The 22,083-nt window shown below is 57.7% G+C and carries 24 protein-coding genes; 14 read left to right on the top strand and 10 right to left on the bottom strand.

Annotation, left to right across the window (positions count from 1 at the left end):
* Positions 1-22 precede the first annotated feature (22 nt).
* Both ACL2XM_RS18115 and ACL2XM_RS18110 read left to right on the top strand, forming a co-directional pair.
* A complete protein-coding gene (locus tag ACL2XM_RS18115) occupies positions 23-604 on the top strand; it encodes a hypothetical protein (RefSeq protein WP_413722050.1) in 582 nt (193 codons plus the stop codon).
* 93 nt (positions 605-697) lie between these two features.
* Complete coding sequence (locus ACL2XM_RS18110) at positions 698-1,384, top strand: GntR family transcriptional regulator (protein ID WP_410012213.1); 687 nt, start codon at positions 698-700, stop codon at positions 1,382-1,384.
* A gap of 10 nt (positions 1,385-1,394) precedes the next feature.
* Here ACL2XM_RS18110 and yajD read toward each other — a convergent pair whose 3' ends face one another.
* Positions 1,395-1,736 carry an HNH nuclease YajD gene (gene yajD, locus ACL2XM_RS18105; protein WP_410012212.1) on the bottom strand — a complete coding sequence of 114 codons (342 nt, stop codon included), beginning with the start codon at positions 1,734-1,736 and terminating at the stop codon, positions 1,395-1,397.
* Positions 1,737-1,947: 211 nt separating this feature from the next.
* Here yajD and ACL2XM_RS18100 point away from each other — a divergent pair, with 211 nt between their 5' ends.
* Complete coding sequence (locus tag ACL2XM_RS18100) at positions 1,948-2,517, top strand: DedA family protein (protein ID WP_410012211.1); 570 nt, start codon at positions 1,948-1,950, stop codon at positions 2,515-2,517.
* Between the two features lie 171 nt (positions 2,518-2,688).
* Positions 2,689-3,783 carry a lactonase family protein gene (locus ACL2XM_RS18095; protein WP_410012210.1) on the top strand — a complete coding sequence of 365 codons (1,095 nt, stop codon included), beginning with the start codon at positions 2,689-2,691 and terminating at the stop codon, positions 3,781-3,783.
* Between the two features lie 96 nt (positions 3,784-3,879).
* Here ACL2XM_RS18095 and ACL2XM_RS18090 read toward each other — a convergent pair whose 3' ends face one another.
* A complete protein-coding gene (locus ACL2XM_RS18090) occupies positions 3,880-4,518 on the bottom strand; it encodes a TetR/AcrR family transcriptional regulator (protein ID WP_410012209.1) in 639 nt (212 codons plus the stop codon).
* Between the two features lie 236 nt (positions 4,519-4,754).
* Here ACL2XM_RS18090 and ACL2XM_RS18085 point away from each other — a divergent pair, with 236 nt between their 5' ends.
* Complete coding sequence (locus ACL2XM_RS18085) at positions 4,755-5,417, top strand: DUF3313 domain-containing protein (protein ID WP_410012208.1); 663 nt, start codon at positions 4,755-4,757, stop codon at positions 5,415-5,417.
* A gap of 217 nt (positions 5,418-5,634) precedes the next feature.
* On the opposite strand, the gene ACL2XM_RS18080 is transcribed toward ACL2XM_RS18085, so the two are convergent.
* Positions 5,635-6,843, bottom strand: coding sequence for a conjugal transfer protein TraF (locus tag ACL2XM_RS18080; protein ID WP_410012207.1), 1,209 nt, complete (start codon positions 6,841-6,843; stop codon positions 5,635-5,637).
* Positions 6,844-7,318: 475 nt separating this feature from the next.
* Here ACL2XM_RS18080 and alkB point away from each other — a divergent pair, with 475 nt between their 5' ends.
* The 5 genes from alkB (at position 7,319) to ACL2XM_RS18055 (ending at position 12,891) form a co-directional block, all read left to right on the top strand.
* The gene (alkB, locus tag ACL2XM_RS18075) at positions 7,319-7,966 is read left to right on the top strand and encodes a DNA oxidative demethylase AlkB (RefSeq protein WP_410012206.1); all 648 of its coding nucleotides are present in this window, start codon (positions 7,319-7,321) and stop codon (positions 7,964-7,966) included.
* Positions 7,967-8,240: 274 nt separating this feature from the next.
* Positions 8,241-9,686 (top strand): MFS transporter, encoded by a 1,446-nt coding sequence (locus tag ACL2XM_RS18070; protein WP_413722051.1) that lies wholly within the window; start codon positions 8,241-8,243, stop codon positions 9,684-9,686.
* Positions 9,687-10,028: 342 nt separating this feature from the next.
* Positions 10,029-10,448: a DUF2382 domain-containing protein gene (locus ACL2XM_RS18065; protein ID WP_410012204.1), complete on the top strand. Its 420-nt coding sequence runs from the start codon at positions 10,029-10,031 to the stop codon at positions 10,446-10,448.
* Between the two features lie 31 nt (positions 10,449-10,479).
* Positions 10,480-11,343, top strand: coding sequence for a YsnF/AvaK domain-containing protein (locus tag ACL2XM_RS18060; protein WP_410012203.1), 864 nt, complete (start codon positions 10,480-10,482; stop codon positions 11,341-11,343).
* A gap of 525 nt (positions 11,344-11,868) precedes the next feature.
* Positions 11,869-12,891: a hypothetical protein gene (locus ACL2XM_RS18055; RefSeq protein ID WP_410012202.1), complete on the top strand. Its 1,023-nt coding sequence runs from the start codon at positions 11,869-11,871 to the stop codon at positions 12,889-12,891.
* Between the two features lie 206 nt (positions 12,892-13,097).
* On the opposite strand, the gene ACL2XM_RS18050 is transcribed toward ACL2XM_RS18055, so the two are convergent.
* Complete coding sequence (locus ACL2XM_RS18050) at positions 13,098-13,841, bottom strand: SDR family oxidoreductase (RefSeq protein WP_410012201.1); 744 nt, start codon at positions 13,839-13,841, stop codon at positions 13,098-13,100.
* Positions 13,842-13,941: 100 nt separating this feature from the next.
* Between ACL2XM_RS18050 and ACL2XM_RS18045 the strand changes: the two genes are divergently transcribed.
* Positions 13,942-14,880, top strand: coding sequence for an AraC family transcriptional regulator (locus tag ACL2XM_RS18045; RefSeq protein WP_410012200.1), 939 nt, complete (start codon positions 13,942-13,944; stop codon positions 14,878-14,880).
* On the opposite strand, the gene ACL2XM_RS18040 is transcribed toward ACL2XM_RS18045, so the two are convergent.
* Both ACL2XM_RS18040 and ACL2XM_RS18035 read right to left on the bottom strand, forming a co-directional pair.
* Positions 14,830-16,044 carry an MFS transporter gene (locus ACL2XM_RS18040; RefSeq protein WP_413731333.1) on the bottom strand — a complete coding sequence of 405 codons (1,215 nt, stop codon included), beginning with the start codon at positions 16,042-16,044 and terminating at the stop codon, positions 14,830-14,832. The genes ACL2XM_RS18045 and ACL2XM_RS18040 overlap by 51 nt on opposite strands.
* Before the next feature lie 201 nt (positions 16,045-16,245).
* Entirely contained in the window at positions 16,246-17,148 is a 903-nt protein-coding gene (locus ACL2XM_RS18035) for an AraC family transcriptional regulator N-terminal domain-containing protein (protein ID WP_413731331.1), read from the bottom strand.
* Between the two features lie 135 nt (positions 17,149-17,283).
* Here ACL2XM_RS18035 and ACL2XM_RS18030 point away from each other — a divergent pair, with 135 nt between their 5' ends.
* Genes ACL2XM_RS18030 through ACL2XM_RS18020 form a run of 3 tightly spaced genes read left to right on the top strand, consistent with a single transcriptional unit; the run spans position 17,284 to position 18,820 of the window.
* A complete protein-coding gene (locus tag ACL2XM_RS18030) occupies positions 17,284-17,418 on the top strand; it encodes an SDR family NAD(P)-dependent oxidoreductase (protein ID WP_413731330.1) in 135 nt (44 codons plus the stop codon).
* Between the two features lie 17 nt (positions 17,419-17,435).
* Entirely contained in the window at positions 17,436-17,840 is a 405-nt protein-coding gene (locus tag ACL2XM_RS18025) for a VOC family protein (RefSeq protein WP_410012196.1), read from the top strand.
* Positions 17,837-18,820 carry a saccharopine dehydrogenase family protein gene (locus tag ACL2XM_RS18020; protein WP_413731328.1) on the top strand — a complete coding sequence of 328 codons (984 nt, stop codon included), beginning with the start codon at positions 17,837-17,839 and terminating at the stop codon, positions 18,818-18,820. Before ACL2XM_RS18025 ends, ACL2XM_RS18020 begins: the two co-directional genes overlap by 4 nt.
* Positions 18,821-19,066: 246 nt before the next feature.
* Here ACL2XM_RS18020 and ACL2XM_RS18015 read toward each other — a convergent pair whose 3' ends face one another.
* The 4 genes from ACL2XM_RS18015 to ACL2XM_RS18000 form a co-directional block, all read right to left on the bottom strand.
* Positions 19,067-19,786, bottom strand: coding sequence for an SDR family oxidoreductase (locus ACL2XM_RS18015; protein ID WP_413727210.1), 720 nt, complete (start codon positions 19,784-19,786; stop codon positions 19,067-19,069).
* 46 nt (positions 19,787-19,832) lie between these two features.
* The gene (locus ACL2XM_RS18010; RefSeq protein ID WP_413731327.1) at positions 19,833-20,504 is read right to left on the bottom strand and encodes a peroxiredoxin-like family protein; all 672 of its coding nucleotides are present in this window, start codon (positions 20,502-20,504) and stop codon (positions 19,833-19,835) included.
* A gap of 97 nt (positions 20,505-20,601) precedes the next feature.
* Positions 20,602-21,372 (bottom strand): enoyl-CoA hydratase/isomerase family protein, encoded by a 771-nt coding sequence (locus tag ACL2XM_RS18005; protein WP_413728912.1) that lies wholly within the window; start codon positions 21,370-21,372, stop codon positions 20,602-20,604.
* 25 nt (positions 21,373-21,397) lie between these two features.
* Positions 21,398-22,036 (bottom strand): glutathione S-transferase family protein, encoded by a 639-nt coding sequence (locus tag ACL2XM_RS18000; RefSeq protein WP_413728911.1) that lies wholly within the window; start codon positions 22,034-22,036, stop codon positions 21,398-21,400.
* Between the last annotated feature and the right edge of the window lie 47 nt (positions 22,037-22,083).

Genomic DNA, 22,083 nt, shown 5'->3' with positions numbered 1-22,083 from the left:
ATCATCAAATAATGAGCATAAGATGAAACCAACAATAATGATAACGATGGTGCTGGCGCTGCTGGCCTCCGGCTGCGCCACCTCCCCCCGCCCAGGCGCGCCGGGCAAGTCGGCGCAGAGCGCCTATCTGGCGCAGGTAGCCAGCCCGGGCTGCCTGGGTGCCTCCGCCATCAATCCCACCCTTACGCCGCCGGTTTTGTATCAGGGGATGGTCAGCTGTATTAAAGCGGGACGACAAGCCGACGCGGTATTTTTATTCGCCATGGCCGGCACCTACTCCTATTTCGACGCGCTGCGCCTCGACACCGACGCCGCCAGGCAGGCGCACTCCTCCATGCTGGGCGAGGCGTTGAAAATGATCAACGCCAACCAGCAGCAGCTGTTTTGGCAATCCGCCAACGGCACATTAGGCAACAGACAGCAGCTTGCCGCCCTGTGCCGGCAGGTCGACGCCATCGGCAAGCCGGTGTATTTCCCGCAGTACGTTATGCAGCCCACGGGCACGGGAGCGGGGGCGGCGATGCCGGCCAACACCGACCCCTTATGGAAAACCGCCATGAACGGTTATCTGCACTGCGCGACGGATGTGATGAGTATCCGTTAAGCGGCGGCCCCTGGCGCAGGCGCCTATGGCTATTGCCATGGCGGAGCATGTACTATATCCGCCATGATAATTAAACAGGGTTAATTTCCCCGCATGGATACACCGTTACCGTTTAATAACAACGAGCCGGTAAATCAACAAATTTATCGCCTGCTGCGCAAGGATATCGTCGAGTGTGTCATTGAGCCGGGCAAGCTGTTATCGGAAAAGGACATCGCCGCCCGTTTCACCGTGTCGCGCCAGCCGGTAAGGGAAGCGTTTATTAAACTGGCCGAAGCGGGGCTGGTGCAGATCCTGCCCCAGCGCGGCACTTTTGTGATGCGGATTTCCGCCAAACGGGTGGCGGACGCGCGTTTTCTCCGCCAGGCCATGGAATGCGCCATCGTACGCCGCGCCGCGCTTAATATTACCGAACGTCAAATCATGCTGCTTGAGCATAATTTGCATCGTCAGGAATTGGCGGCGCAAAATCAGCAGGCGCGGGAATTTTTCGGCCTCGACGATGATTTCCACCGGTTGCTGACGGAAATAGCCGATTGTCCGCTGGCCTGGGATATTATTGAATCCATTAAGGCCACCATGGATCGGGTGCGTTTTCTCAGCCTGGGCCAGGTCTCGCCGCCGCAGGGGTTAATCAGCCAGCATTACAAAATCTTCAACGGCGTCAAGGCGCGCGATGCCGATGCCGCCGAGCAGGCTATGCGCGATCATCTCCAGGAGCTGATCTTTTCCATTACGCCGATTTCGCGGCAGAACCGCGATTGGTTCGATGAGAAATGAGCATCAGAGATTATTTTTTCATCAAGGACTTTAAATTGGCAAAAGGATTGTGGGTTGCCACGCCCATGTCTTTTTGCGCATCCTCGCCCGCGATCACCGTCGAGCCATACAGATCCGCTTCGGTATATTTGGAATGCTCATGATCGTGGCAATACAGGCAGAGCATTTCCCAATTGCTGCCGTCCTCGGGATTATTGCTGTGATCGTGATCGATATGATGCACCGTCAGCTCGCGCAGGTTGGAATAGACAAACTCCCGCGAGCAGCGGCCGCAGACCCAGGGAAATAGCTTCAGCGCTTTTTCGCGATAGCCGGTTTCAAGCCTGGCGTAGTTTTTTGGAATAAAAGCCATAAGGAACCTGTTTTATCGGGATAGGGGACACAGGCTATTTTAAACCCAAAACGGTCTCCCGGGCTACGTATTAACCTACGGCGCGCCAAGAGGGCGGACGGGTCCCGTCAATCCTGGTCGTGGCAGGCGGCGATAAGGTCTATGCTTAAGAAACGTTACCTGAATCGACAGGATCGCCTGACATTTTTAAGCTGAAGGGACGCTGACGCCAATGGATATCACGCATTTTATTTCCGTCTACGGTTATTGGGCGCTGTTTATCGGCTGCCTGGCGGAGGGCGAAACGGTCACGTTGCTGGGCGGCGTGGCGGCGCATGAGGGCCTGTTGCATTATCCGGCGGCGGTGGCGGTGGCCGCCCTGGGCGGCAGCGTGGGTGATCTGGCGTTGTATTTTATCGGTCGCCGGTTCGGTAAGCGGGTATTGCGCCGGTTTAAAAAAGCCCAGCCGAATATCGCCCGGGCCAATCAGTTAATTTTGAAATATCCGCTGTGGTTTGTGGTGGGTGTGCGTTTTATGTATGGCTTTCGCCTGATCGGACCGCTGATGATTGGGGCCAGCAGGCTCGATCCGAAAAAATTTATTCCCCTCAATATCCTCGGCTCTGTTCTCTGGGCGCTGATTTTTGTCAGCCTGGGTTATGCGGGCGGCAGGATTATCGCGCCATGGTTGCAGAAGGTGGATCATCACCTGAAATACCTGTTTTTGCTGGCGGCGCTGCTGGCGCTGTTTTGGCTGCTGCCGCGGTTGATTCGTTACCTGCGCCGGCGCCGGGGAGCCTAGCGCCGGACCGGCGGTGGGCGATTATGTGATTCATTTCTCATCAGGTTATTCACCTGCCCAAAAATTCCGCCGCGCCGTGGATAAATCCTGTGCGGCCGACAGCTGTCGCCGGAATAGGGGTTATTTATACTTATTTTCCATAAATAAAATAATCAATGGATTAATATAATAATGAAAATAACCTGTAACCGACGTACCCCATTCAGCCTGCTGCTGCTGGCGGCATTAACGACCACCTTGGCCGGCGCCGCCCATGCCGCGACCTATGCCTATGTTTCCAACGCCGACAGCGCCGATATCTCCGTCTTTAGCCTGAACGAGGCCGACGGCGCGCTCACGCCGGTGCAAACCCTGGCGGTGGGCGGCACCGTAATGCCCCTGGCATTGTCCCCCGATAAACAGCATCTGTATGCCGGGCTGCGCTCCAAACCCTATCAGGTACTGAGCCTGGCCATTAATCCGGCCGACGGCCGCCTGACCCAGCGCCAGGCGGCGCCGCTGGCGGAAAGCATGGCGTATATTGCCACCGACCGCACCGGCCGCTGGCTGTTTTCCGCGTCTTATGGCGGCAACCTGCTGGCGGTTAACGCCATCAATCAGGACGGCCTGGCGGGGGATGTCCGGCAGATTATCAAGACCGGTCCCATGGCGCACGCCATCAGGAGCGCGCCGGATAATCGCTATGTATTCGCCTCGGTGCTGGGCGCCGACGCCTGGCTGCGCCTGCGGCTGGACGCCAAGACCGGGCAGCTGACCCAGGACCAGGCGCCCGCCTATACGCTGCCGGCCAAATCCGGTCCCCGCCATTTTGTCTTTTCACCGGATAAACGGTTTACCTATCTTATCGATGAACTGGACGGCAAACTGCATGTGCTGGCGTTCAACCAGAACAACGACCGGGTGAAACCGGTGCAGACGATATCGATCCTGCCGGCGGATTTCAGCGGCGATAAACCCTGGGGCGCGGACCTGCATTTAACCCCCGACGGCCATTTCCTGTTTGCCTCCGAGCGGACGTCAAGCACCCTGGCGGCTTACCGCGTGGATAAAAAATCAGGCCGGCTCACCCGCATAGGAACCTGGCCTACCGAAAAGCAGCCGCGCGGGTTCAATATCGATCCCTCGGGTCAGTATTTGCTGGCGGTGGGGCAGTTGTCGCCGCAGATGAGCGTCTATCGCATTGATAAAGCGAGCGGCGCGCTGGAAAGCCTTGGCCGGTACCCGGTGGGCAAAGGGGCCAACTGGATTGAAATGGTGAAATACTGATCGGCGGGACATGACGCCGCCTGGGGGAACTCTCCCCCGGCAGGCGCGATAATAAAGAAGTGCGCCGGCCCCACCCCTGGCCGGCGCATTTCCCGCTCACTTGCCGCCTTTTGGCGCCGGAAACGTCCCGGCGCCGGTAAGGAACATATTGACCGCGCAGCCAACCATTTGCTGGATGCGGGTCAGGCTTACCGGCTGTAAATGGCGTTGAAAGATGCGGTGCTGGATCTCGGCGGTAAGCAATGAAGTGAATTGCAGCGCTTTCACATAGGCGTCCCCGGGACGCAGCTCGCCCCGGTCCATGGCGGTGGACAGCAGGCCCGATAATTTTTCGATGCTCTCCCTCGGTCCGGAATCATTAAACAGCATACCGATATCGGAATGTCCCGCTTCGCCCACCACCATACGATACACCGCGATCGCGCTGCCGTCGTTGGTTAGCACGGCCAGCATTCGTTCGCCGAATCGCGTCAGTTTGGCTTTGAGCGGCTCATCGGGCCGTTCTTCCAGCATCAATGCTACGGTGGCATCGGACAGGTGCTGGGTGGCATAGGCGCGCACGACGGCGGTAAATAATTCCTCTTTAGAAGAAAAATACCCATAGAGCGTCGCTTTCGAACCGCCCAGGCGTTTTGCCAGTTCGTTCATTGATGCGCGCTCATAGCCCATCTCCTGAAAAAGCTGCGCGGCAGCCTCGACAATCGCTTCGCGGCGCTCGTTAGTGCGTACTTTCATTGTGACTCCCGCAATATAAATAAACCCGGTTGTACATTTTCTTGACAGATAAATGCTAATGATGCAAAACTGAACCGTACGGTACTCTTTAGGAGAGTGTCAGTACCGTACCTCCCAGGGCCGGCGTTGTAAAGCCCCGGCCGGTGGCACGCCAAACCGTACCCGTAAGGATCATACGGCCTATTAACCGCGCCTTCAGTCCGATTATCGGTGGCATTTTATACAGGATTACTGACATGTACACATTTTACCAGGCCTATCGTCCGGCAATGCTGACGCTAACCATGCTATTAGCCGGCTGCGCGGGAAACCCGCCTGTGCAGTACGCCGGTATCGATTCCTCATCACAGCTGCGGCCCAACACCGACGACAAGGCATACCGCATCCCTTACCGGTATTCGGTTCCGGTCGATTGGAATAAATATACCAATATCATTATCGAACCGGTGGTTGTCTACCAGGGCGCGGACGGCCAGTTTGACGATATGCCGCAGAAAGACCGTCTGGCGCTGGCCAACTATATGCAAGATAAATTCAGCGCAGCGCTCAGGCCGCGGTTTAGGGAAGTTATCACCCCGGCGGCCAATACCCTCAGGTTAAAACTGACGTTAACCGGGGCGGATACCACGACGCCGTTTATCGGCACCTTCACCAAATTCGATATCGGCGGAGGCCCCTATAACATAGTGCAGTCCATCCGGGGTAAGGAAGGCTTAATGAACGGTTCCGTGAATTACGCGGTGGAAATTTATGACGCCAACACCCATCAACTGCTGAACGCCTTTGTCGCCAGGCAATACCCGAACGCCATGAACGTCAGCGCCAGCATCGGGGCGCTGAGCGCCGCCGAAGTGGGGATTGATAAAGGCGCGGACGAACTGGCCGCCATGCTGCAATAAGCATGATCCAGGCATAAGGGCCGGCCCGGATCTGCGTTGCGACCGGGCACGGCCTTTATTTTTAGACTACCGGAGAAACGTTATGAACAACCTATTCTTGCTGGGCTTAATTGCCGCCACTTTTCTGTTGAGCGGCTGCATTTGCCTGGGATGATCTGGGCTGCGTCCTTGCCTGATAATGCGCCCGTAATGCCATGCGTTTGATGACAGGCTGGTATCAGAAGGTATAACTCAATTGCGCGACCGCGCCATAGGTGCGGTCTTCACCTACCAGGCCGGTCACATCCAGATGAACCACATTAAAGGGCGACAGGCCAAAGCCGGTGGTAAAGACATTATTATCGCTATGACGCATATCCGCGCGATAGCCGGCACGCAATTGCACCCATGTCCAGGCGTTGATTTCGGCGCCGACGCCGGCGTATTGGTTTTTCTCCCGCGCCGAGAAACCACTGGCAGGGGTCAGGTCGATATCAATGGCGCTGGTGAAAAAACCGTTGCTCCAGGAGGTGCCGGCGGTGATCTGCGGGCGTATGTTAAAACTGTCCCGCACTCCGTCTACCTCTTTGGTCTCGACGCTGCGCGCCACCAGGTTCTGCGCGGCCAGGCCGGCAATCCAGTCCGGTGTGATATTGGCGGACAATCCCAGGTCGATATTGGCCCCGTTTTCCGTGCGCCGGAACTCCTCGTTGCGAAAATCCGCTTTATCGTAGTGGTTGATGGCGACATTGTAATTATAGGTGGCGACGCGCTGCAGCTTCGGCGTAATGCCTACCGAGAAAGCATGATCGTTCAGGGTGAATGGCAGGGCCATGGCCACGCCGTATTCCGTCACCAGCGCGCCCATCCCTTCGGCGCGTGACGTCAGCTTGTCCAGATCCGCCGGCACCGGCCTGATCAAGCCCGCCTGGACGGCGTCAAGGTACGCCAGGTCGCGATTGCTGACATCGGCTTTGACGTTGGCCGTTGCCCAATCCCTGGCGACCAGGGCGAAGGGCAGGATCGGGTTGGGTACGGCAATCACGCCATTCACTCCGGCTTCGGCCTTGCCTTTATCGCCGGAGACCTCGCGCAGGGCGTTCTCAAATCTTTTTATCGAGGCGGGCGAGCCCGTGCCTTTGTTGGCGTCGTCTTTTAATCTATCCCAAGAGGACTGTACGTTATCGAACCCATCCTGCAGGTTATCCGGATCCGACACCCTGACGCCCACGGCCGGGAGGATGATACTGATAGCATCATCCTCGCCGTAGCCGGTCAACAGCGCCGGATTCACCAGCGCCGCCGCGCCGTAATGAGACGATGCCACTCCGGTGCCGCCCATGGCGTCATTACGCGCCTCGCTCCAGGTGCCGGCGGCCAGCGCCGGGGAAATGGACGCCAGCAGGCCTGCGGACAGCAATATATGGGTAATACCGTTACGACTCATCGTGATATGACCTTATCTATCAGAAAAATAAACTGCGGTAAAAGCCATCAATTCATTTCTCCCTTAAATAAATTTCCAGCCGGGTATTTTTTTATCGGCAGCGGAAGGGAATTCATTAATCGTTTGAAACAATCGCGGGCATTCTGACGAATATCAGGCAGGGTAATATATCTACTTAAGCAAAATAGGATGAGATGACGCGGGGGAATATTGCGCTTTGTTCAAGCAGAAGTAGGGCGGGTGGTTTGGAATGCGGCGTAAAACGTTTTTTGCAAGGGGTAATAAATGATTATTTATTCACAGATGAAATTTTTTTTTTATTATATTAATCATTGATAGGATATTGAAAGAACCCGAGGGTGATAAAAAGGCGGATCATCAAGACGCTTGCTGCGCGCAGATCGCTGACAATGATACTGGACAATTGGCGTCCGGCGGCTAGAATAAATACTGGGTATACATACAGGGTAAGCCGATGACAATCGATCTGTTCGAGGATGCGCCGCCGCCGCCGTGGCACGAAACAATCGCCCCCGGCGCGGTGGTACTGCACGGATTTGTCCGCGACCACGGCCCGGCGCTGCTGGCGGCGGTCAATAGCGTGGTGGCGCAGGTGCCGTGGCGGCATATGACCACGCCGGGCGGCCATGTGATGTCGGTGGCGATGAGCTGGTGCGGCAATGGCTGGACCAGCGACAGGCGCGGCTACCGTTATTCAGAGCGGGATTCCCGGACCGGCAAGCCCTGGCCGCCCATCCCGGCTATCTTGATGGCGCTGGCGGATGAAGCCGCCGTAGCGGCCGGTTTTGGCCGTTACGTGCCGGATTCCTGCCTGATGAACCGCTACGATCCGGGCAGCAAGCTCTCCCTGCACCAGGATAAAGACGAACATGACTTTGGCGCGCCCATCGTCTCGGTTTCGCTCGGCCTGCCCGCCGTCTTTCAATTCGGCGGCCTGCAGCGCAGCGACCGCGCCCAGCGTATCCCGCTGGCCCATGGCGATGTGGTGGTATGGGGCGGGCCGTCCCGGCTGAATTATCACGGCATCCTGCCGGTTAAGGAAGGTTTTCATCCGCTGGTGGGATCCCACCGCATCAATATTACGCTGCGCAAGGCGCTGTAATGCTAATTTCAGGCCGCGCGTTTGCCGCTTTTTTTTATCTTTGCAACGCGCGTACCTGGGGAGTTCTCCGCCTGTATTTTTCGCCATTACCCACATTGATTGCCATGCGTTATATTCACTTTCCGGTCGGGTCGATCGTATTTTTGTTTTAACCCCCTATGAAAATTAGCTGACAAAACCGCTCGAATATTCAGGCGGGCTGGTATAAGATCTTTTCAGAGTTATCATACCTTTATAGTGGCTACATTGTTTCCGTTAAGGCAAAGGGCGTTTTATGGCTTTATCTGATTCAAATTCTGAAGATACGCCCAAACAGGACGCCGGTTCGTCACGTATCTCAGGAATGGCGCTCTTGGTTGCCAGCGCCTTTTTTATGGAATTTCTTGACGGAACCGTGATTGCAACCGCATTACCCGATATGGCGAAGGCATTCGGCGTATCGGCCATCGATCTTAATATCGGCATCAGTGCCTATCTCCTGACGCTGGCCGTGTTGATCCCCGCCAGCGGCTGGGTAGCCGAGCGCTTTGGCGCACGGAATGTTTTCAGCCTGGCGCTGCTTATCTTCACTGTCTCGTCGCTATTGTGCGGATTAACGCATACCGTCACGCAATTTGTGCTGATGCGTATTTTACAGGGTATCGGCGGCGCCATGATGGTGCCTGTGGGGCGTCTGGTGGTATTGCGCACCACGCCCAAAGATCAGCTTATCAAAGCCATCGCCACCCTGACCTGGCCGGCGTTGGTGGCCCCCATCATCGGCCCGCCGCTCGGGGGATTTATCACCACCTATGCAAGCTGGCACTGGATCTTTTTCCTCAATGTGCCTCTGGGCGCCATCGCGATCACCCTGGCGTGGATCATGATGCCGAACAAGACGCCGGAAGAAAAGCAGCCTTTTGATGTTATAGGTTTTTTTTCATTAGGCATTACCATGCTGTGCCTGGTGGCCGGGCTGGAAATGTTCAGCCAGGAAAACATTAGCCCCGTTAATGCCGTTGCTTTAATCGTGACCGGCCTGTTAACGCTGGCCTGGGCTATCAGGCACCTGCTGCGCGCCAGGGCGCCTTTGATCCGGCTGCGGCCGCTGTCGGTGCCGACGTTTCGCATTACCATGCGGGGCGGCTTCGTGTTACGCGCCACTATCAGCTCGGCGCCCTTTATGCTGCCGCTGATGTTCCAGGTCGGCTTTGGCCTGGACGCGTTCCATGCCGGCTCGCTGGTACTGGCGGTATTTGCCGGCAACCTGGCGATGAAACCGGCCACCACGCCCCTGATTCGCTACTTCGGTTTCAAAAAACTGCTGCTGGGCAATGGCGTGATGTGCGTGCTGTCGCTACTGTTTTGCGCGTTCCTGACGCCCGAGTCGCCAAAGATGATGACCCTGGTTCTCTTGTTCTGGGGCGGGCTGAGCCGCTCAATGCAATTTACCGGCATCAGCTCGCTGGCTTTTGCGGATGTTCCGCCGCAGGAAATGAGCTCCGCCAATACGCTGTTCAGCACGTCGCTGCAGTTGGCAAGCGGTCTTGGCGTGACCCTCGGGGCGTTGAGTATCCGGGTTGGCGCATGGTTAACGGAGATTCTGGCGTTACCGCCCGCGCCGGGCATGGCTTTCCGGCTGGGATTTGTGGTTATCGCGTTGATTACCGCCCTGGCATTATGGGATATCGCCAAACTCGAACCCCATGCGGGCAGGAATGTCTCCCAAAAGGCACGGTAGGCCGCATAACCCCCTCCTCCGGTCTCTCAACGGTTGCCCGTTTTAGAGGTCACCGCTTAACGGCCCGATCGCTCCCCCGTCCCTTGCCGCCGGCGTAGAAAACCTGCTGCTTTTTTATCCTGGAGAGGCTGCTTAATAGTTTAAATCACAGGAGTTTAATACTTTTTTACAATTGTACCCGCTGCGTTCCTTTATTTTTTAAATAATAAACTATGCTTATAACTGTCACATTAATGATTTTAATCATTCAGTAAAATAGCAATAATGCTTTTATAATCTCATGCTAATTAATAAATTCTAAGTATGTTGAAGTTAAACTTCGGCGCCGCCTCAGGAGCAGATATGGATAACAAAAATGCCCCGGACTCTGACCGCCAGGATAATGATAATAAGATTATTCCGCTGGCGGAAGAACATGCCGAATTAAACATTGCCAGAGTGGTGGACCGCCGGTTGCGCGTGACGCGCACCACCCACTCGGAAGAACAACTGCTGGCAGCGGAATTATATCAGGAACAAATAGATATAGAGCATATTGCTAAAAATGAAGAACTGGAAGAAGGCAGGTTCCCGCCGATCCGGCAGGAAGGCGATGTCATGATTATTCCTGTTATTGAGGAGCGGGTTGAAATTATCCGCCGCTATATTCTTAAAGAGGAAGTGCATATACGGAAACTGAAAAAGGAGACGCCTTTTCAGGAAAAGGTAAATGTACGCCGTCAGGAAATAAATATTATCAAAGATGATGAAGAAGAACGATAACCGTAAACCCAAGCAAGAGGAGGATTCTACTATGGCCCATGAAAAAATAGTGACCGCTTTTAAGGCGTTACAGCAGGCGCAAGTGGCGAAAGAGAAACTGATCGCAGAAGGTATTGCGGAACATAATATCGATATCATTTCTGGTGAAAGACTGCGGGTAAAAGACAAGGAAATTCGCCATCCCAGCTTCTGGCAGCGATTGTTTGGCGATGATGTCGATGATGATTATGCCACTGAATATACCCGGGCCGTGCAAACCGGCGGGGTTCTGCTGACGGTGCGTGTGCCGAAAGAAGATGCCGACCGGATAGAAACGCTGCTGGATCAGTTGGCGGATGATTACGTTTCTTCCGGCAACACGGATACCCCGGCCTACAATCGCGGGCTGCCAGGCGATACCGGCGCGGTTTATGGCCGTACGGCGAGCGCCGGCGTGGACACGGGCGCGGCCGGCACCATCCCCCCGGTGGCGACCGGCGGGGCGCTGGAAACGGAAAACCGCGAGTCCCTGAAGCTGGCCGAGGAGCAGGTGGAGATCGGTAAGCATCAGGTCAGCGACGGTACGGTACGCGTGCGCCGTTATACCATTGAAGATGAAGTGGCCGAGGATATCTCGTTATATGACCAGCATGCGGATGTTGTCCTGCGCGCGGTGGACGAACCGGTGTATCTGAGCGATGTCGACTGGTCGGAAAAAACCATTGATATCGAGGAATCCCATGAGGAGCCTGTGGTGAATAAAACGGCGCGGGTCAGGGAAGAGGCGGCGATTCGCAGCGAAGTGAACGAGCGCGTGGAAACGGTAAGGGATACGGTGCGCCGCCAGGAAGTCGATGTAGAAAAAAATGACGCGAACCGTTTTGCCAGCGATAAATCCCCCGGCTTGCATAAGTAAATTCCCATCAGCGGCGCTTCGCTGCCCGCGGCTGAGTCATCGGTCTGGCCCGGGTAGTTTGGCGCCCTGACGCCGAACCCGCCGCCCTGGCGGGGCGGCGTTAAAAACTTATGTATCCGCCGTCTGTAAACCTGGCGGCATTGTCCTTCATTACTGCCGGACGGGCTTAAAAATCAGCGCTATGGCTAACAAACCCGCGGTGTCGTCAGGCTGGATTATTTGGCCACATCGGCAACCGGTTCGTGTAATTCAAAGTAATCAATTGATTAATAACATGTATCCTGCACAAGGAGCGTGCGGCCATTTGACCGTGGACAGTAATTAACGCTGTTTTTATCAACAATTCCTGCTTTGGCTAAGTTATGTAAAGATTTGTTGGTGCATTTGCCATTATATGACTAACATTAAAAAAGCTAATGTTAGGTTGTCAAAAAAAGGCAATCATTGGCGGGCGAACGCAGGATTCTGCTCAATCTGAACTGCGATTACACCATGAGAAGTTTAGCGATAAAGGGAGATTTTCACATGAGCGAAAGACCAATCACTACATCCGATAATTACCATGAGACATGGGTTGAGCCGGTAACCGGTGTCCCGTTGAAACGTATTTCGTGGAGTGCCATTTTCGCTGGTGTCATTATTTCGATGGTGGTCTATTTACTGTTGGCCATACTGGGTACGGCCGTCGGCGCCAGCACCATAGATCCCTTGAAAGAAAATAACCCCTTTGACGGCCTGGGCACCGGCGCGGCCATCTGGACCGGAGCCAGCATGCTTATTGCTATCGCGGCGGGCGCCTATGCCAGCGGGCGTCTGGCCCAGCGCGAAGGGGCGCTGCATGGTTTATTGATGTTCGGTGTGAATACCTTGATTTGCGCCTGGTTCCTTCTGGTCGTGTTGAATAACGCCATGAGCGGCGCCATGAGTATTGCCGGCACCGGTTTGCAAACCATCGGCAGTGGAATATCCGCCGCCGCGCCTTCGGTAACACAAATGGCGAAAGATAAGCTGGCGGAAAATAATATTAATCTCGACAGCGTGCAAAATGAACTTGAAACGACACTGCGCCAGACGGGTAAACCGGAGCTTCAGCCGGAGAATCTGCAAAATAAAGCCCAGGGCGAGGCTAATAATGCCCAAAATCAGGCGTCTGATACCGCTAATCATCCGCAGACAGCCGATACGGATGTCGCTCAATTTATTCAGGGGCTGATCCAGCGCAATGAAACCACCTTCCAGGCCGCCGATCGCGATGCGCTGAAAAACATCATTAAAGCGCGAACCGGTAAAAGCGATCAAGAAGCGGAGCAGATTGTCGATCAGACGGAAAAAAGTTATCAGCAAGCCCGCGCAAAATATGAAGAGCTGAAACAGCAGGCGGAGCAAAAAGCCCGTGAAGCGGGTGATAAAGCGGCGGCCGCTACCGCTAAAGCCAGCTGGTTCACCTTCTTTATGTTAATTGTCGAAGCGGTTCTGGCCGGGGTCATGGGCATGGTAGGGCGCCGCACGCAGCCCCGCCCGGTGACCGAGCGTCAGCGTCCGCTGTAAAGGACCCATAGCGTAACGGCGGGTGAACGTTCTGCCCGCCGTTGATAATCTATAACATGCCCGGCCGTTGTTTTCGTGCAAGCTGGGCTCGCCACAGAAAATCCTTATCATCCGGGCGGCCTGTTCATTTTTCTGCGCTGCCAAAGCCTCAGATACTGCAACCTATGGCCGGATGGCGCCAACGCGCTTTCGTTTCGGCCATCTGGTTACTGTTCAGCGGCCCAGAGTATGGCATCGGCGCCTGCCGGGATACGCATTGGGCTGGCGGGGTCGGTCGCCGCGCGCCATACCGCCTGCGCCACATCCTGTGCATAGGTGATTGGGCCGGACTCGCCGAACGACGCGAACAGGTTTTTCACCAGCTCGGCATAGGCCTCGTGGTCAAGGCCCTCCGTATGGGGCTGCGCGTTATCGGCGAAACGGGTTTCGGGCGATCGGCCCGGCAGCACCAGATGGGCGCGCACGCCAAATTGTTCGACCTCCGCGGCCAGCGACTCGGTGAACGCATTTACCGCCGCCTTGCTCGCCCGGTAAGCGCTGAGCAGCGGCAGCGCCTTATAAGTGACGCTCGACGTAACGTTGACGACGACGCCGCTCTTGCGTTGTCTGAATTGCGGCAGCACCGCCTGGGTCAAGGCCATCGTGCCGAAAGTGTTGGTCTCGAAGATTTCACGCACCGTCGCCATCGGCATGCTTTCCAGGGGCGCCGCCGCGCCGACGCCCGCATTATTGACCAGTACGTCAATCGGCCCGGCAGTCGCCACGGCCCCGCGAATACTCTCTGGATCGGTGACGTCAAGGGCAAGTACGCGCAGGTGTTCGGAAGGCGGCAGGATATCTTCGCGCGGTGTGCGCATGGTGGCGATAACCCGCCAGCCCTGGTCGAGGAAATGGCGGGCGATTTCGAGGCCGAAACCGGACGAACAACCGGTGATCAGGACTGTCTTCATAAAAACTCCTTACTGAGTGGGTGGCGATGTCCCGATAATAGACGCTGGGGATCGTACTCGCTACAATCAAAAGTCCATATTTCATTTGCAGGAGTCCGATATGATCGATCCGCTCGCCGAGGTCGTGACCTTGCTGCAGCCGGGCGCCGGGTTCGCGAAGGTGGTCGCCGGCGCCGGATCCTGGGCCATCAGTCGTACAGCCGCCGGAGAGCCGTTCTATTGCGTGATCCTTGAGGGCGCGTGCCGCCTCGCGGTGGACGGGCATGCGCCGATCGCGCTGCAATCGGGCGACTTCGCCCTCATCCCCTCGGCCTATGGCGTGGCGATGTCCAGCGCCGTGCCGCCACCGGCCGGCACCGAGACGCTGCCCGTCGAGCTGGGCGCGGGCCGGTTCAGGATTGGCCGCCAGGAAGGCCCGGCCGACCTGCGCATGCTGGCGGGCCATTGCAGCTTTGGCTCGCCGGACGCGGCCTTGCTGGTTTCGCTGCTGCCGCAGCTGATGCACGTGCGCGGCGAGCCGCGGTTGGCCACCCTCGTGCAACTCGTGAGCGAGGAAACGCGCGAGCAGCGCCCGGCGCGCGAGGTGGTGCTGGCGCGCCTGATCGAGGTGCTGCTTATTGAAGCGCTGCGATCGACCGCGGGCACGGCGGCGTCTCCCGGCCTGGTGCATGGCCTGACCGACTGCCGCCTCGCGGTCTCGATCCGGGCGATGCATGAGCGCCCGACATATCCCTGGACGGTGGCGGAGCTGGCGAAGGCGGCGGCGCTTTCGCGCTCGGCGTTTTTTGAGCGGTTCAGCCGCGCCGTGGGCGTGACGCCGATGGAATATCTGCTTAACTGGCGCATGGCGATCGCCAAGGATCTGTTGCGCCGTGAGCAGGGCAGCATTGCCCAGATTGCGGAGCGCGTCGGCTACAGCTCCGCAAGTACTTTCAGCGTGGCGTTCACGCGCCACGTCGGGATGGCGCCGACACGCTATGCGCGGCTGTCATCCGCAGGGGAAGGTCAGCCTGGCATGCGTGGCGGAGGCGGCACGTAGCGTGCCCAGGCCGGACAGCACGACGACCACCATAACCAGCCCCGCGGCAACGGCCACGCTGAATCCTGCCCGCGCGCCATAGGCGTCGATGATCTGGCCGGCCAGCGCGCCGCCGAGCGCGACGCCGACGCTGATGCCCGTCGTCATCCAGGTCAGGCCTTCGGTGAGCCTGGACGGCGGCAAAATAATGGTGCCGAGATTCAGGACGATGACCATCGTCGGCGCGAAGGACATGCCCGCCACAAAGATCATTGCCATCATGATATAGACATCCGGGGAAAGAATGGGCAATACGGCCGTGAGCGCCGTCGCCAGTATTCCAATAAGGAATTGCCTGTCAATCGCTATGGCAGTCCTTAACGCGCCGAACGCCAGGCCGGCGGTCATCGAACCGAATGCGTAGGCCGCGAGGATGAAACTGGCGGCCGTCGGCCAGCCTTGCGCGTTGGCGAAGGCAACGACGGCCACATCGATGGAGCCGCCAATCACGCCCATCGCCAGCAGCGCCAGCACGATGATACGCAGGCCGGGGAAGCGCAGTGTCGAGATCCCGCTCTTGCCGTCGCTCTTCGTCGCCTTCGGCTCCGTGCGCCGCTGCAAAAGAAAGGCCGTCATGCCCACCGCCAACAGCAAGACGGCGGCAAGAGGTCCGGCTTCGGCGAAAAGGCCGGTGCTCAGGCCGATGGCCAACGGCGGGCCGACAATATAGGCCAGTTCCGTTAGCACCGAATCAAGGGAAAAGGCGGTGTGTAATTGCGGTTTGCCGCGAAACAGCCCCGTCCAGCGCGCCCTTATCATGGCGGGCATGTTCGGCATCGTACCGGCCAGCGCGGCAAGGATAAACAGCAGCGGAGCGGGCGCCGCCATATGGGCGGCAATCATCAGCGCCAGCAGCATAGTGATACTGAAGGCGGTAACAATGGGCAGTACCCGGCTTTGGCCGTGTTGATCAATGCGTTTCGACACCTGGGGGCCGATAAGCGCGTTCGCCAGCGTAAAGGTGGCCGCCACCGAGCCGGCCAGCCAGTAAAGCCCCCGCTGCTGCACCAACATCGTAATGATACCGATGCCTACCATCGCCTGCGGCAGGCGGACAATGGAACCCGCGATGGCCAAGCCCACGACGCCGGGGGTGGCCAAAATGTCGCGATAGTGATTTGCCATGATTTCTCCAAAACGTCATCCAGCGCCGATTAGAATCCCGTAGTGCCGTTGAAAATGCAAGCTGGCGAATCAGGCCCTGCCTGATTCGCCGTTGCCGGGGTCACTTTAATAGAAGGGCTGGCTATTGATGGTTTTTATTTGCCGAGGGCATTGTTGCTCTTTTGCCGCTATCCGGGGCCTATTGCAGAATGTCTGTTTTCCCTAATGGTTCTCGCGCACATGGATAACCTTGCGCAACTGGGCCACATCCTTCAGGGGCGGCAGGCCGAAGATGCGGGCGTAATCCCTGTTGAACTGGGGAACGCTTTTGTAGCCCACTTCCTGCGCAACAAAGGTGACGCTCTGTTGCCTGCCTAATAACATCGTCCTGGCATGAAGCAGCCGCACGCGCTTTTGATACTGTAACGGACTCATGGCCGTGACGGCTTTAAAATGGCGATGAAAAGCCGAGACGCTCATCGCCTCCCGCTCGGCTAATGACTCAACGATAAACTCTTCGGCGAAATTATGCCTTAACCAGCGGATGGCATTGCCGATACGGGCCAGCATGGTGCCCGGCGAGGCGATGTCCCTCAGCATCCAGCCATGCGGTCCCTTAAGCACATGGTAAAGAATTTCCCGTTCATAGCCCGGGGCCAGCGCGGCAATGTCGTCAGGGGTGGTCATCAGGCGCAGCATTCTGACCCAGGCATCAAGAAGTTCCGCCGTCACGGAGGCGACGGAAAAACCGCCTTCCGGCCTGTTTTTCAGGGCCGAGGGCGGTAAATCATCCAGCAAGGCGGCGACACGCTGCGGTTCTATGGTCAGGCTCACGGCCAGATAGGGCTCCCCCGTCGCGGACGGATGAACCGCGCCCACCGCGGGTAAATCAACCGACATCACAAAATACGAGGCCGGGTCATAGTTAAAGACCCGTTCTCCCACCGTCATCGTTTTGCTGCCCCTGAGGATCAGGTTGACCATGGGCTCATATACCGCGGCAAGCGCCGCTGGCGGAACATTCCCCTGCACCATCGCCACGCGTGGAATGCCGGTTTCCGTGCGCCAGTTACTGGCATGTGCGGCCAGGCCGCACAGCTCGTCAAGCTGGGATTGCAACGCCATGTCCCACATCCTCGGCATCTGTGTTTAAAAAGAGCATAAAGCAGAAACAGGTAAGAATCGAGCAGGAACACGGAAGCGCTTGTGCCGTCCTTCCTTTACTCTCACGTCATGGCTGGCAAAGAGAGAGAAAACATCATGAAAGTTATTCTTATAACGGGCGGAAGCGGCGGTATCGGCGCCAGTACGGCAATCCAGTGCGCGGCGCGTGGCATGGGTGTGATACTCACCTGCCATCATCATGCCGACGCCGCCGGCGGCTACCCTATTTAATGGTTTGAGGAGATTTCATGCTCGATCATATCTTTTTATCGGTGAGCGACCTCGATCGTTCGGTGGCGTTTTACACCGCGGCATTGGCGCCGCTCGGCATTAGGACGCGAGTGGACTATGACGGCCGCGACGGACCGCCGGGGCATCCCGATCTCAAGGGTTTTGGCGCGAACGGGCGTATTTTTTTCTGGCTGCGCGCGGGGACCGCCGCCGGCGGTAGCACGCATGTCGGTTTCGTCGCCGAGAGTGAAGCCATGGTTGACGAGGCCTATGCTACGGCAATGCGCGCGGGAGCCGCCGACAACGGCGCGCCGGGCGCGCGCCTTTATTATGATCCCCGCTATTATGCCGCCGGTGTTATCGATCCCGACGGCTATACCCTGGAATTCGTCTACAAAAGTTGGCAGCACAACCCATCATGAAAACATTACTTATATACGGCGCCACCGGTTATACCGGGCGCATGATTGCCGAACAGGCAAAAGCAGCCGGTCTTGACGTTGTCATTGCCGGCAGAAATAAAGAAAAACTGGCTGAGTTGGCTCAGATATTAAACGTCGGCGCCGCCGCCTTTGCGTTACAACACGGCGAGGCCCTCTCCCGCAGCCTGGACGGCATAAGCGTGGTGCTGAACTGTGCCGGGCCCTTTGCCAGCACGGCGGAACCATTGATGAGGGCCTGTATACAACGCGGAATCCATTACCTGGACATCACCGCTGAAATCAATGTCTACCGGCTGGCGGAGTCACTGCATGACCTGGCTGCCGGGACCGGGAGCATGCTGATGCCCGGCGTGGGCTGGGATGTGGTGCCGACCGACTGTCTCGCGGCGACGCTTGCGGTAAAGGTCCGCGAACCGGTACGGCTGAGAATCGCGCTTCAGGTGGCGGGCGCCATGTCGCGCGGATCGGCGGTGAGCGCCGGGGAAATTATCAGCGCTGGCCTGCTGGCCAGGGTTAACGGGTCGCTGATGACCAAAACACAGGCGGAAACCGACTTTTTCGATTTTGGCGCGGGGAAAGTAGCATGCATGCCGCTTTCTTTCGGCGATCTTGTCACTGCCTGGCATTCAACCGGCATCCCCAACATTGAAATGTATGTCCACGTTAGCGGCGACGCCTTTCCTTCAGGGGATTTAACCCTCCTGCCCGATGGCCCCTCGCCGCAAGAGCGCGCAGCCAATCCCGCCCGCGCGGCGGTGGAAATCACGGGCGCCGGCGGCGATAGCCATTATGCCGTCATCGAGACGGTCAATGGCTATTCCTATACGCCGCTCGCTGCCGTCGAAGCCGCGAAACGGGTACTTACCGGCGCCGGCCAACCCGGATTTCAGACGCCGGCGAAAATCTTCGGTGCCGATTTTGCGCTCAGTATTCCGGGAACGCGTATTTTCACCCTCTGACCTTTGAAATCCGGTCCCTGGCGCACCGTTACGAAAACCCCTCCCGAATTAAGTTTAGCGCTGAAGGGGGCCTGTTTTTTCAGCGTGCCGCGAACGCGTAACCGCCTTCTATTTGTAATGAATTCGTCGCTGACAGGCAGATACGCGGCAGTACGGACCATCGCCCGTCGTGATAGCCAACATTTCGTCGGCAAGACAACGCGTTGGTTCCCCGTACCGCGGGTTTTACTGCGGCTGCCTTTTCCCTCAGAACGCGGATTTTCCCGTGGAAGCGCCGCCATCCACGTGTAGCGTTTGTCCGGTAATGAATCCGGCATCTTCCGACAACAGGAAGGCAATCGCGGCGGCGATTTCATCAGGCTTGCCGAAGCGGCCCATGGGAACCGCGGCAAGGTAACGGCGCTCGCCGTCGCTGCCGGGGGCATTGCCGGCGCGAAACAGCGCGGTTTCCGTCGGACCCGGCGCCACGGCATTCACGGTGATGCCGGTTGTGGCCGTTTCCAGTGCCCAGGTGCGCGTGAAGCTCACCAATGCCGCTTTTGCCGCGGCATAGGCAGTGCGTTCGACGGCGCCAAGGACGGTCAGGCTGGAAATGTTCACGACACGTCCCCAGCGGCGCGCCTTCATGCCCGCAAGCGCCGCTTGCGTGGCAATAATGGCCGGATAAAGGTTGACCCGCATCACCTCGGCAAGCTGTTCCAGCGTCACCTCGTCCAGGGGCTGCGGTCTGACCAATCCGACATTATTCACCACGCCGTCAATCTGGAAGCGATCGGCAAGGCGGGCAAATTCCGTCCTCGCCGTTTCAGCCTTGCTGAGGTCCATGGCAACGAAGTGGCCGGGGAAACCTTCCGCCGGGGCGGTGCGGGCTACCCCTATCACCTGGTGGCCGTCCCTGGCCAGCCGTGCCGAGAGCGCCAGCCCAATACCTTTGCTGGCGCCGGTAATAAGAAATGTGCGTGACATCGTTTTTCTCCTGCCCCGCCTGGCGCGGGGGTGGTTTTGTTGGTGATCAGGCGCGGCCGTTTGCACGGCGTATGGCGGGCAGCAGATCTCGCGGTTCGGGACGGCGGGTATAATCCGGATTGACCTCGGCATAGACGATAGTGCCGTCCGGCGCCACCACATAGCGTGCCGGCATGGGCAGGGTCCAGCCGGGATCGTCATTGAAGGCGGGCAGATCGTTTTTCAGCTTTTTGTACAGATCAATCAGATAACCGGGTAACGCAAAGCGCAGGCCGAATGCCGCGGCTACGCTATTTTCACCATCGGACAGGATAGGAAATGCCAGTTTATTCTGGCGGACGGATTTGCGGCTGTTGGCCCGGGTTTGCGGGGAGATGGCCACCAGGCTGGCGCCCGCCGCGTAAAAATCGTCCAGCACGGCCTGCAATGCCTGTAATTCCATATTGCAGTAGGGGCACCAGACGCCGCGATAAAAAGTGATGGCCAGCGGCCCTTTTTTGAGCAGCTCAACGGAGGATATCCGGTTGCCGTCGGCATCGTCCAGGGTGAAGGCCGGCGCTTTATCGCCGGCCTTCAACGCCCGTTGCGCGGCGCCGGAAGCAATAAGCTCCGCGGTGGCGCGGTGCATGACGGCAATGTCGGTTGGCGGCATATTGTACGGCGGTTTTCCCGCCTCGAAATCAGCTTTGAACGCATCGAGTTTCATTTGCAGCGACATATTTTTTCCTTTTTGCATAAAAGTGATTATGCGGACCGCCTGGGGCCGTCCGCCGACGGCATGACCAGAACCGAAATCATCGCTATAAATAGCGGGGTCAGTTTTGCCGGGCCATGGCGAGCGCGACGTCCGCTGCGCTGATGCCTTCCAGCGCCAGGCCATACCCGGCCCCTTCATCGACAATGCGGCGCAGTTTTTGCGTTAGGGCGATGCGCGTATAGCGCCCGGTGAGCGGGGGCAGGGCGGCGAGCGATTCGGCTATCTCATGGGCACGGGCCAGCAGGTCGCCCGACGGCACCACTTCATTTACCACGCCCCAGTCCTTGGCGGTCTTGGCGTCCAGTTCCTGCCGGGTGAGCAGGAAATAGCGGGCGCGTATGCTGCCGATAACTTCCGGCCAGAGCAGGTTGACGCCGTCCCCGGGCACGATGCCGAAGTCGAAATGGGGTTTGTCCTGGAATACCGTGGCGGGAGTGGCCAAGACAATATCCGCCAGCAGGACATATTCGGAATGCAGACGAACCGGGCCGTTAAGCGCCGCAATCATCGGTACCTCGATATCCAGAATATTCATCAGCACTTTTTTGCCTTCGCGGAATATTTTGTCGTAGCCGCGGGGTGTGAAAAAATCAAAGCCTTCGGCGCTGATGGTTGCCATAAACGCGTCGCCGGCGCCGGTAAGGATCACCACGCGGTTGTCCGGATCCGCGCCGATGTCATGAAAAAGATCGACAAATTGTTCATGGGTATGGCCGTTGAACTGCAGCGTATCGCCATCGGTATGCAGGGTCACTTCCAGTACGCCGCTGGCGGAGCGCGTCAAACGGGCGTTGGGAAATGAATGGCGATAGTCTTCAAAATGCAACATGGTTTATTACTCCGGTAATGAGAAATCAGGCCTGAGGGACCAGCGCGTTGAGACGTGTAATGGCGCGGCGGACCGCCGGACGCTGGCTCATCTGGTCGTACCAGCGTGCGATATTGGGATGGACATCCAGGGTGACGCCGGCGAATTCGCGCCGCCAGAACCAGCCGAAATGGGCAATGTCGGCGATGCTGTAGATGTCGCCCGCCACGAACCGGCGTTCATGCAACACCCTATCCATCAGGCCGGTAACCCGTTCGGCCTCGGTACTGAAGCGCAGCTCCGCCAGGGGTTGCGGCTCGCTTGCCAGGCGTTTGAAAAATCCCGCCTGGCCGAAGCTTGGGCTCAGCGCCGAGGCATGAAAGAACAGCTGCTCGAAGACCCTTGCGCGTTCGGCGCCGCCGTTCGGCAAGAGCCGGCCGTGCTTTTCAGCCAGATAAACCAGAATGGCCGAGGACTCGGTCAGCACCAGCGGTTCATTCCCTTCGGCACCGGCTTCCACCAGTACCGGCACCTTACCGTTGGGGTTCAGTGCGAGGAACGCATCGCCCTTTTGTTCACCCTGTTTCACGTTGATGGGGCGCAGCTGATAGTCCTGAGCCAGTTCCTCCAGCATGATGACGGCCTTGACGCTGTTAGGCGTGGCGAAGGCGTAAAGGTGGTACATGGCAACTCTCCGTACGTTGTGGGCTAGCGTGTGGACAGAGTATCTGC

Source organism: Sodalis sp. RH20, assembly GCF_047324205.1.
In the GTDB taxonomy this organism is placed as follows: domain Bacteria; phylum Pseudomonadota; class Gammaproteobacteria; order Enterobacterales; family Enterobacteriaceae; genus Acerihabitans.
Note: the sequence above shows the minus strand (reverse complement) of the source record. Positions and strands in the feature narration are given on the sequence as shown.

Bases quoted from the DNA above. Each gene is read 5' to 3' on its own strand.
- ACL2XM_RS18115 (WP_413722050.1), top strand. From the start codon at position 23: ATGAAACCAACAATAATGATAACGATGGTGCTGGCGCTGCTGGCCTCC.
- ACL2XM_RS18110 (WP_410012213.1), top strand. From the start codon at position 698: ATGGATACACCGTTACCGTTTAATAACAACGAGCCGGTAAATCAACAA.
- yajD (WP_410012212.1), bottom strand. From the start codon at position 1,736: ATGGCTTTTATTCCAAAAAACTACGCCAGGCTTGAAACCGGCTATCGC.
- ACL2XM_RS18100 (WP_410012211.1), top strand. From the start codon at position 1,948: ATGGATATCACGCATTTTATTTCCGTCTACGGTTATTGGGCGCTGTTT.
- ACL2XM_RS18095 (WP_410012210.1), top strand. From the start codon at position 2,689: ATGAAAATAACCTGTAACCGACGTACCCCATTCAGCCTGCTGCTGCTG.
- ACL2XM_RS18090 (WP_410012209.1), bottom strand. From the start codon at position 4,518: ATGAAAGTACGCACTAACGAGCGCCGCGAAGCGATTGTCGAGGCTGCC.
- ACL2XM_RS18085 (WP_410012208.1), top strand. From the start codon at position 4,755: ATGTACACATTTTACCAGGCCTATCGTCCGGCAATGCTGACGCTAACC.
- ACL2XM_RS18080 (WP_410012207.1), bottom strand. From the start codon at position 6,843: ATGAGTCGTAACGGTATTACCCATATATTGCTGTCCGCAGGCCTGCTG.
- alkB (WP_410012206.1), top strand. From the start codon at position 7,319: ATGACAATCGATCTGTTCGAGGATGCGCCGCCGCCGCCGTGGCACGAA.
- ACL2XM_RS18070 (WP_413722051.1), top strand. From the start codon at position 8,241: ATGGCTTTATCTGATTCAAATTCTGAAGATACGCCCAAACAGGACGCC.
- ACL2XM_RS18065 (WP_410012204.1), top strand. From the start codon at position 10,029: ATGGATAACAAAAATGCCCCGGACTCTGACCGCCAGGATAATGATAAT.
- ACL2XM_RS18060 (WP_410012203.1), top strand. From the start codon at position 10,480: ATGGCCCATGAAAAAATAGTGACCGCTTTTAAGGCGTTACAGCAGGCG.
- ACL2XM_RS18055 (WP_410012202.1), top strand. From the start codon at position 11,869: ATGAGCGAAAGACCAATCACTACATCCGATAATTACCATGAGACATGG.
- ACL2XM_RS18050 (WP_410012201.1), bottom strand. From the start codon at position 13,841: ATGAAGACAGTCCTGATCACCGGTTGTTCGTCCGGTTTCGGCCTCGAA.
- ACL2XM_RS18045 (WP_410012200.1), top strand. From the start codon at position 13,942: ATGATCGATCCGCTCGCCGAGGTCGTGACCTTGCTGCAGCCGGGCGCC.
- ACL2XM_RS18040 (WP_413731333.1), bottom strand. From the start codon at position 16,044: ATGGCAAATCACTATCGCGACATTTTGGCCACCCCCGGCGTCGTGGGC.
- ACL2XM_RS18035 (WP_413731331.1), bottom strand. From the start codon at position 17,148: ATGGCGTTGCAATCCCAGCTTGACGAGCTGTGCGGCCTGGCCGCACAT.
- ACL2XM_RS18030 (WP_413731330.1), top strand. From the start codon at position 17,284: ATGAAAGTTATTCTTATAACGGGCGGAAGCGGCGGTATCGGCGCCAGT.
- ACL2XM_RS18025 (WP_410012196.1), top strand. From the start codon at position 17,436: ATGCTCGATCATATCTTTTTATCGGTGAGCGACCTCGATCGTTCGGTG.
- ACL2XM_RS18020 (WP_413731328.1), top strand. From the start codon at position 17,837: ATGAAAACATTACTTATATACGGCGCCACCGGTTATACCGGGCGCATG.
- ACL2XM_RS18015 (WP_413727210.1), bottom strand. From the start codon at position 19,786: ATGTCACGCACATTTCTTATTACCGGCGCCAGCAAAGGTATTGGGCTG.
- ACL2XM_RS18010 (WP_413731327.1), bottom strand. From the start codon at position 20,504: ATGTCGCTGCAAATGAAACTCGATGCGTTCAAAGCTGATTTCGAGGCG.
- ACL2XM_RS18005 (WP_413728912.1), bottom strand. From the start codon at position 21,372: ATGTTGCATTTTGAAGACTATCGCCATTCATTTCCCAACGCCCGTTTG.
- ACL2XM_RS18000 (WP_413728911.1), bottom strand. From the start codon at position 22,036: ATGTACCACCTTTACGCCTTCGCCACGCCTAACAGCGTCAAGGCCGTC.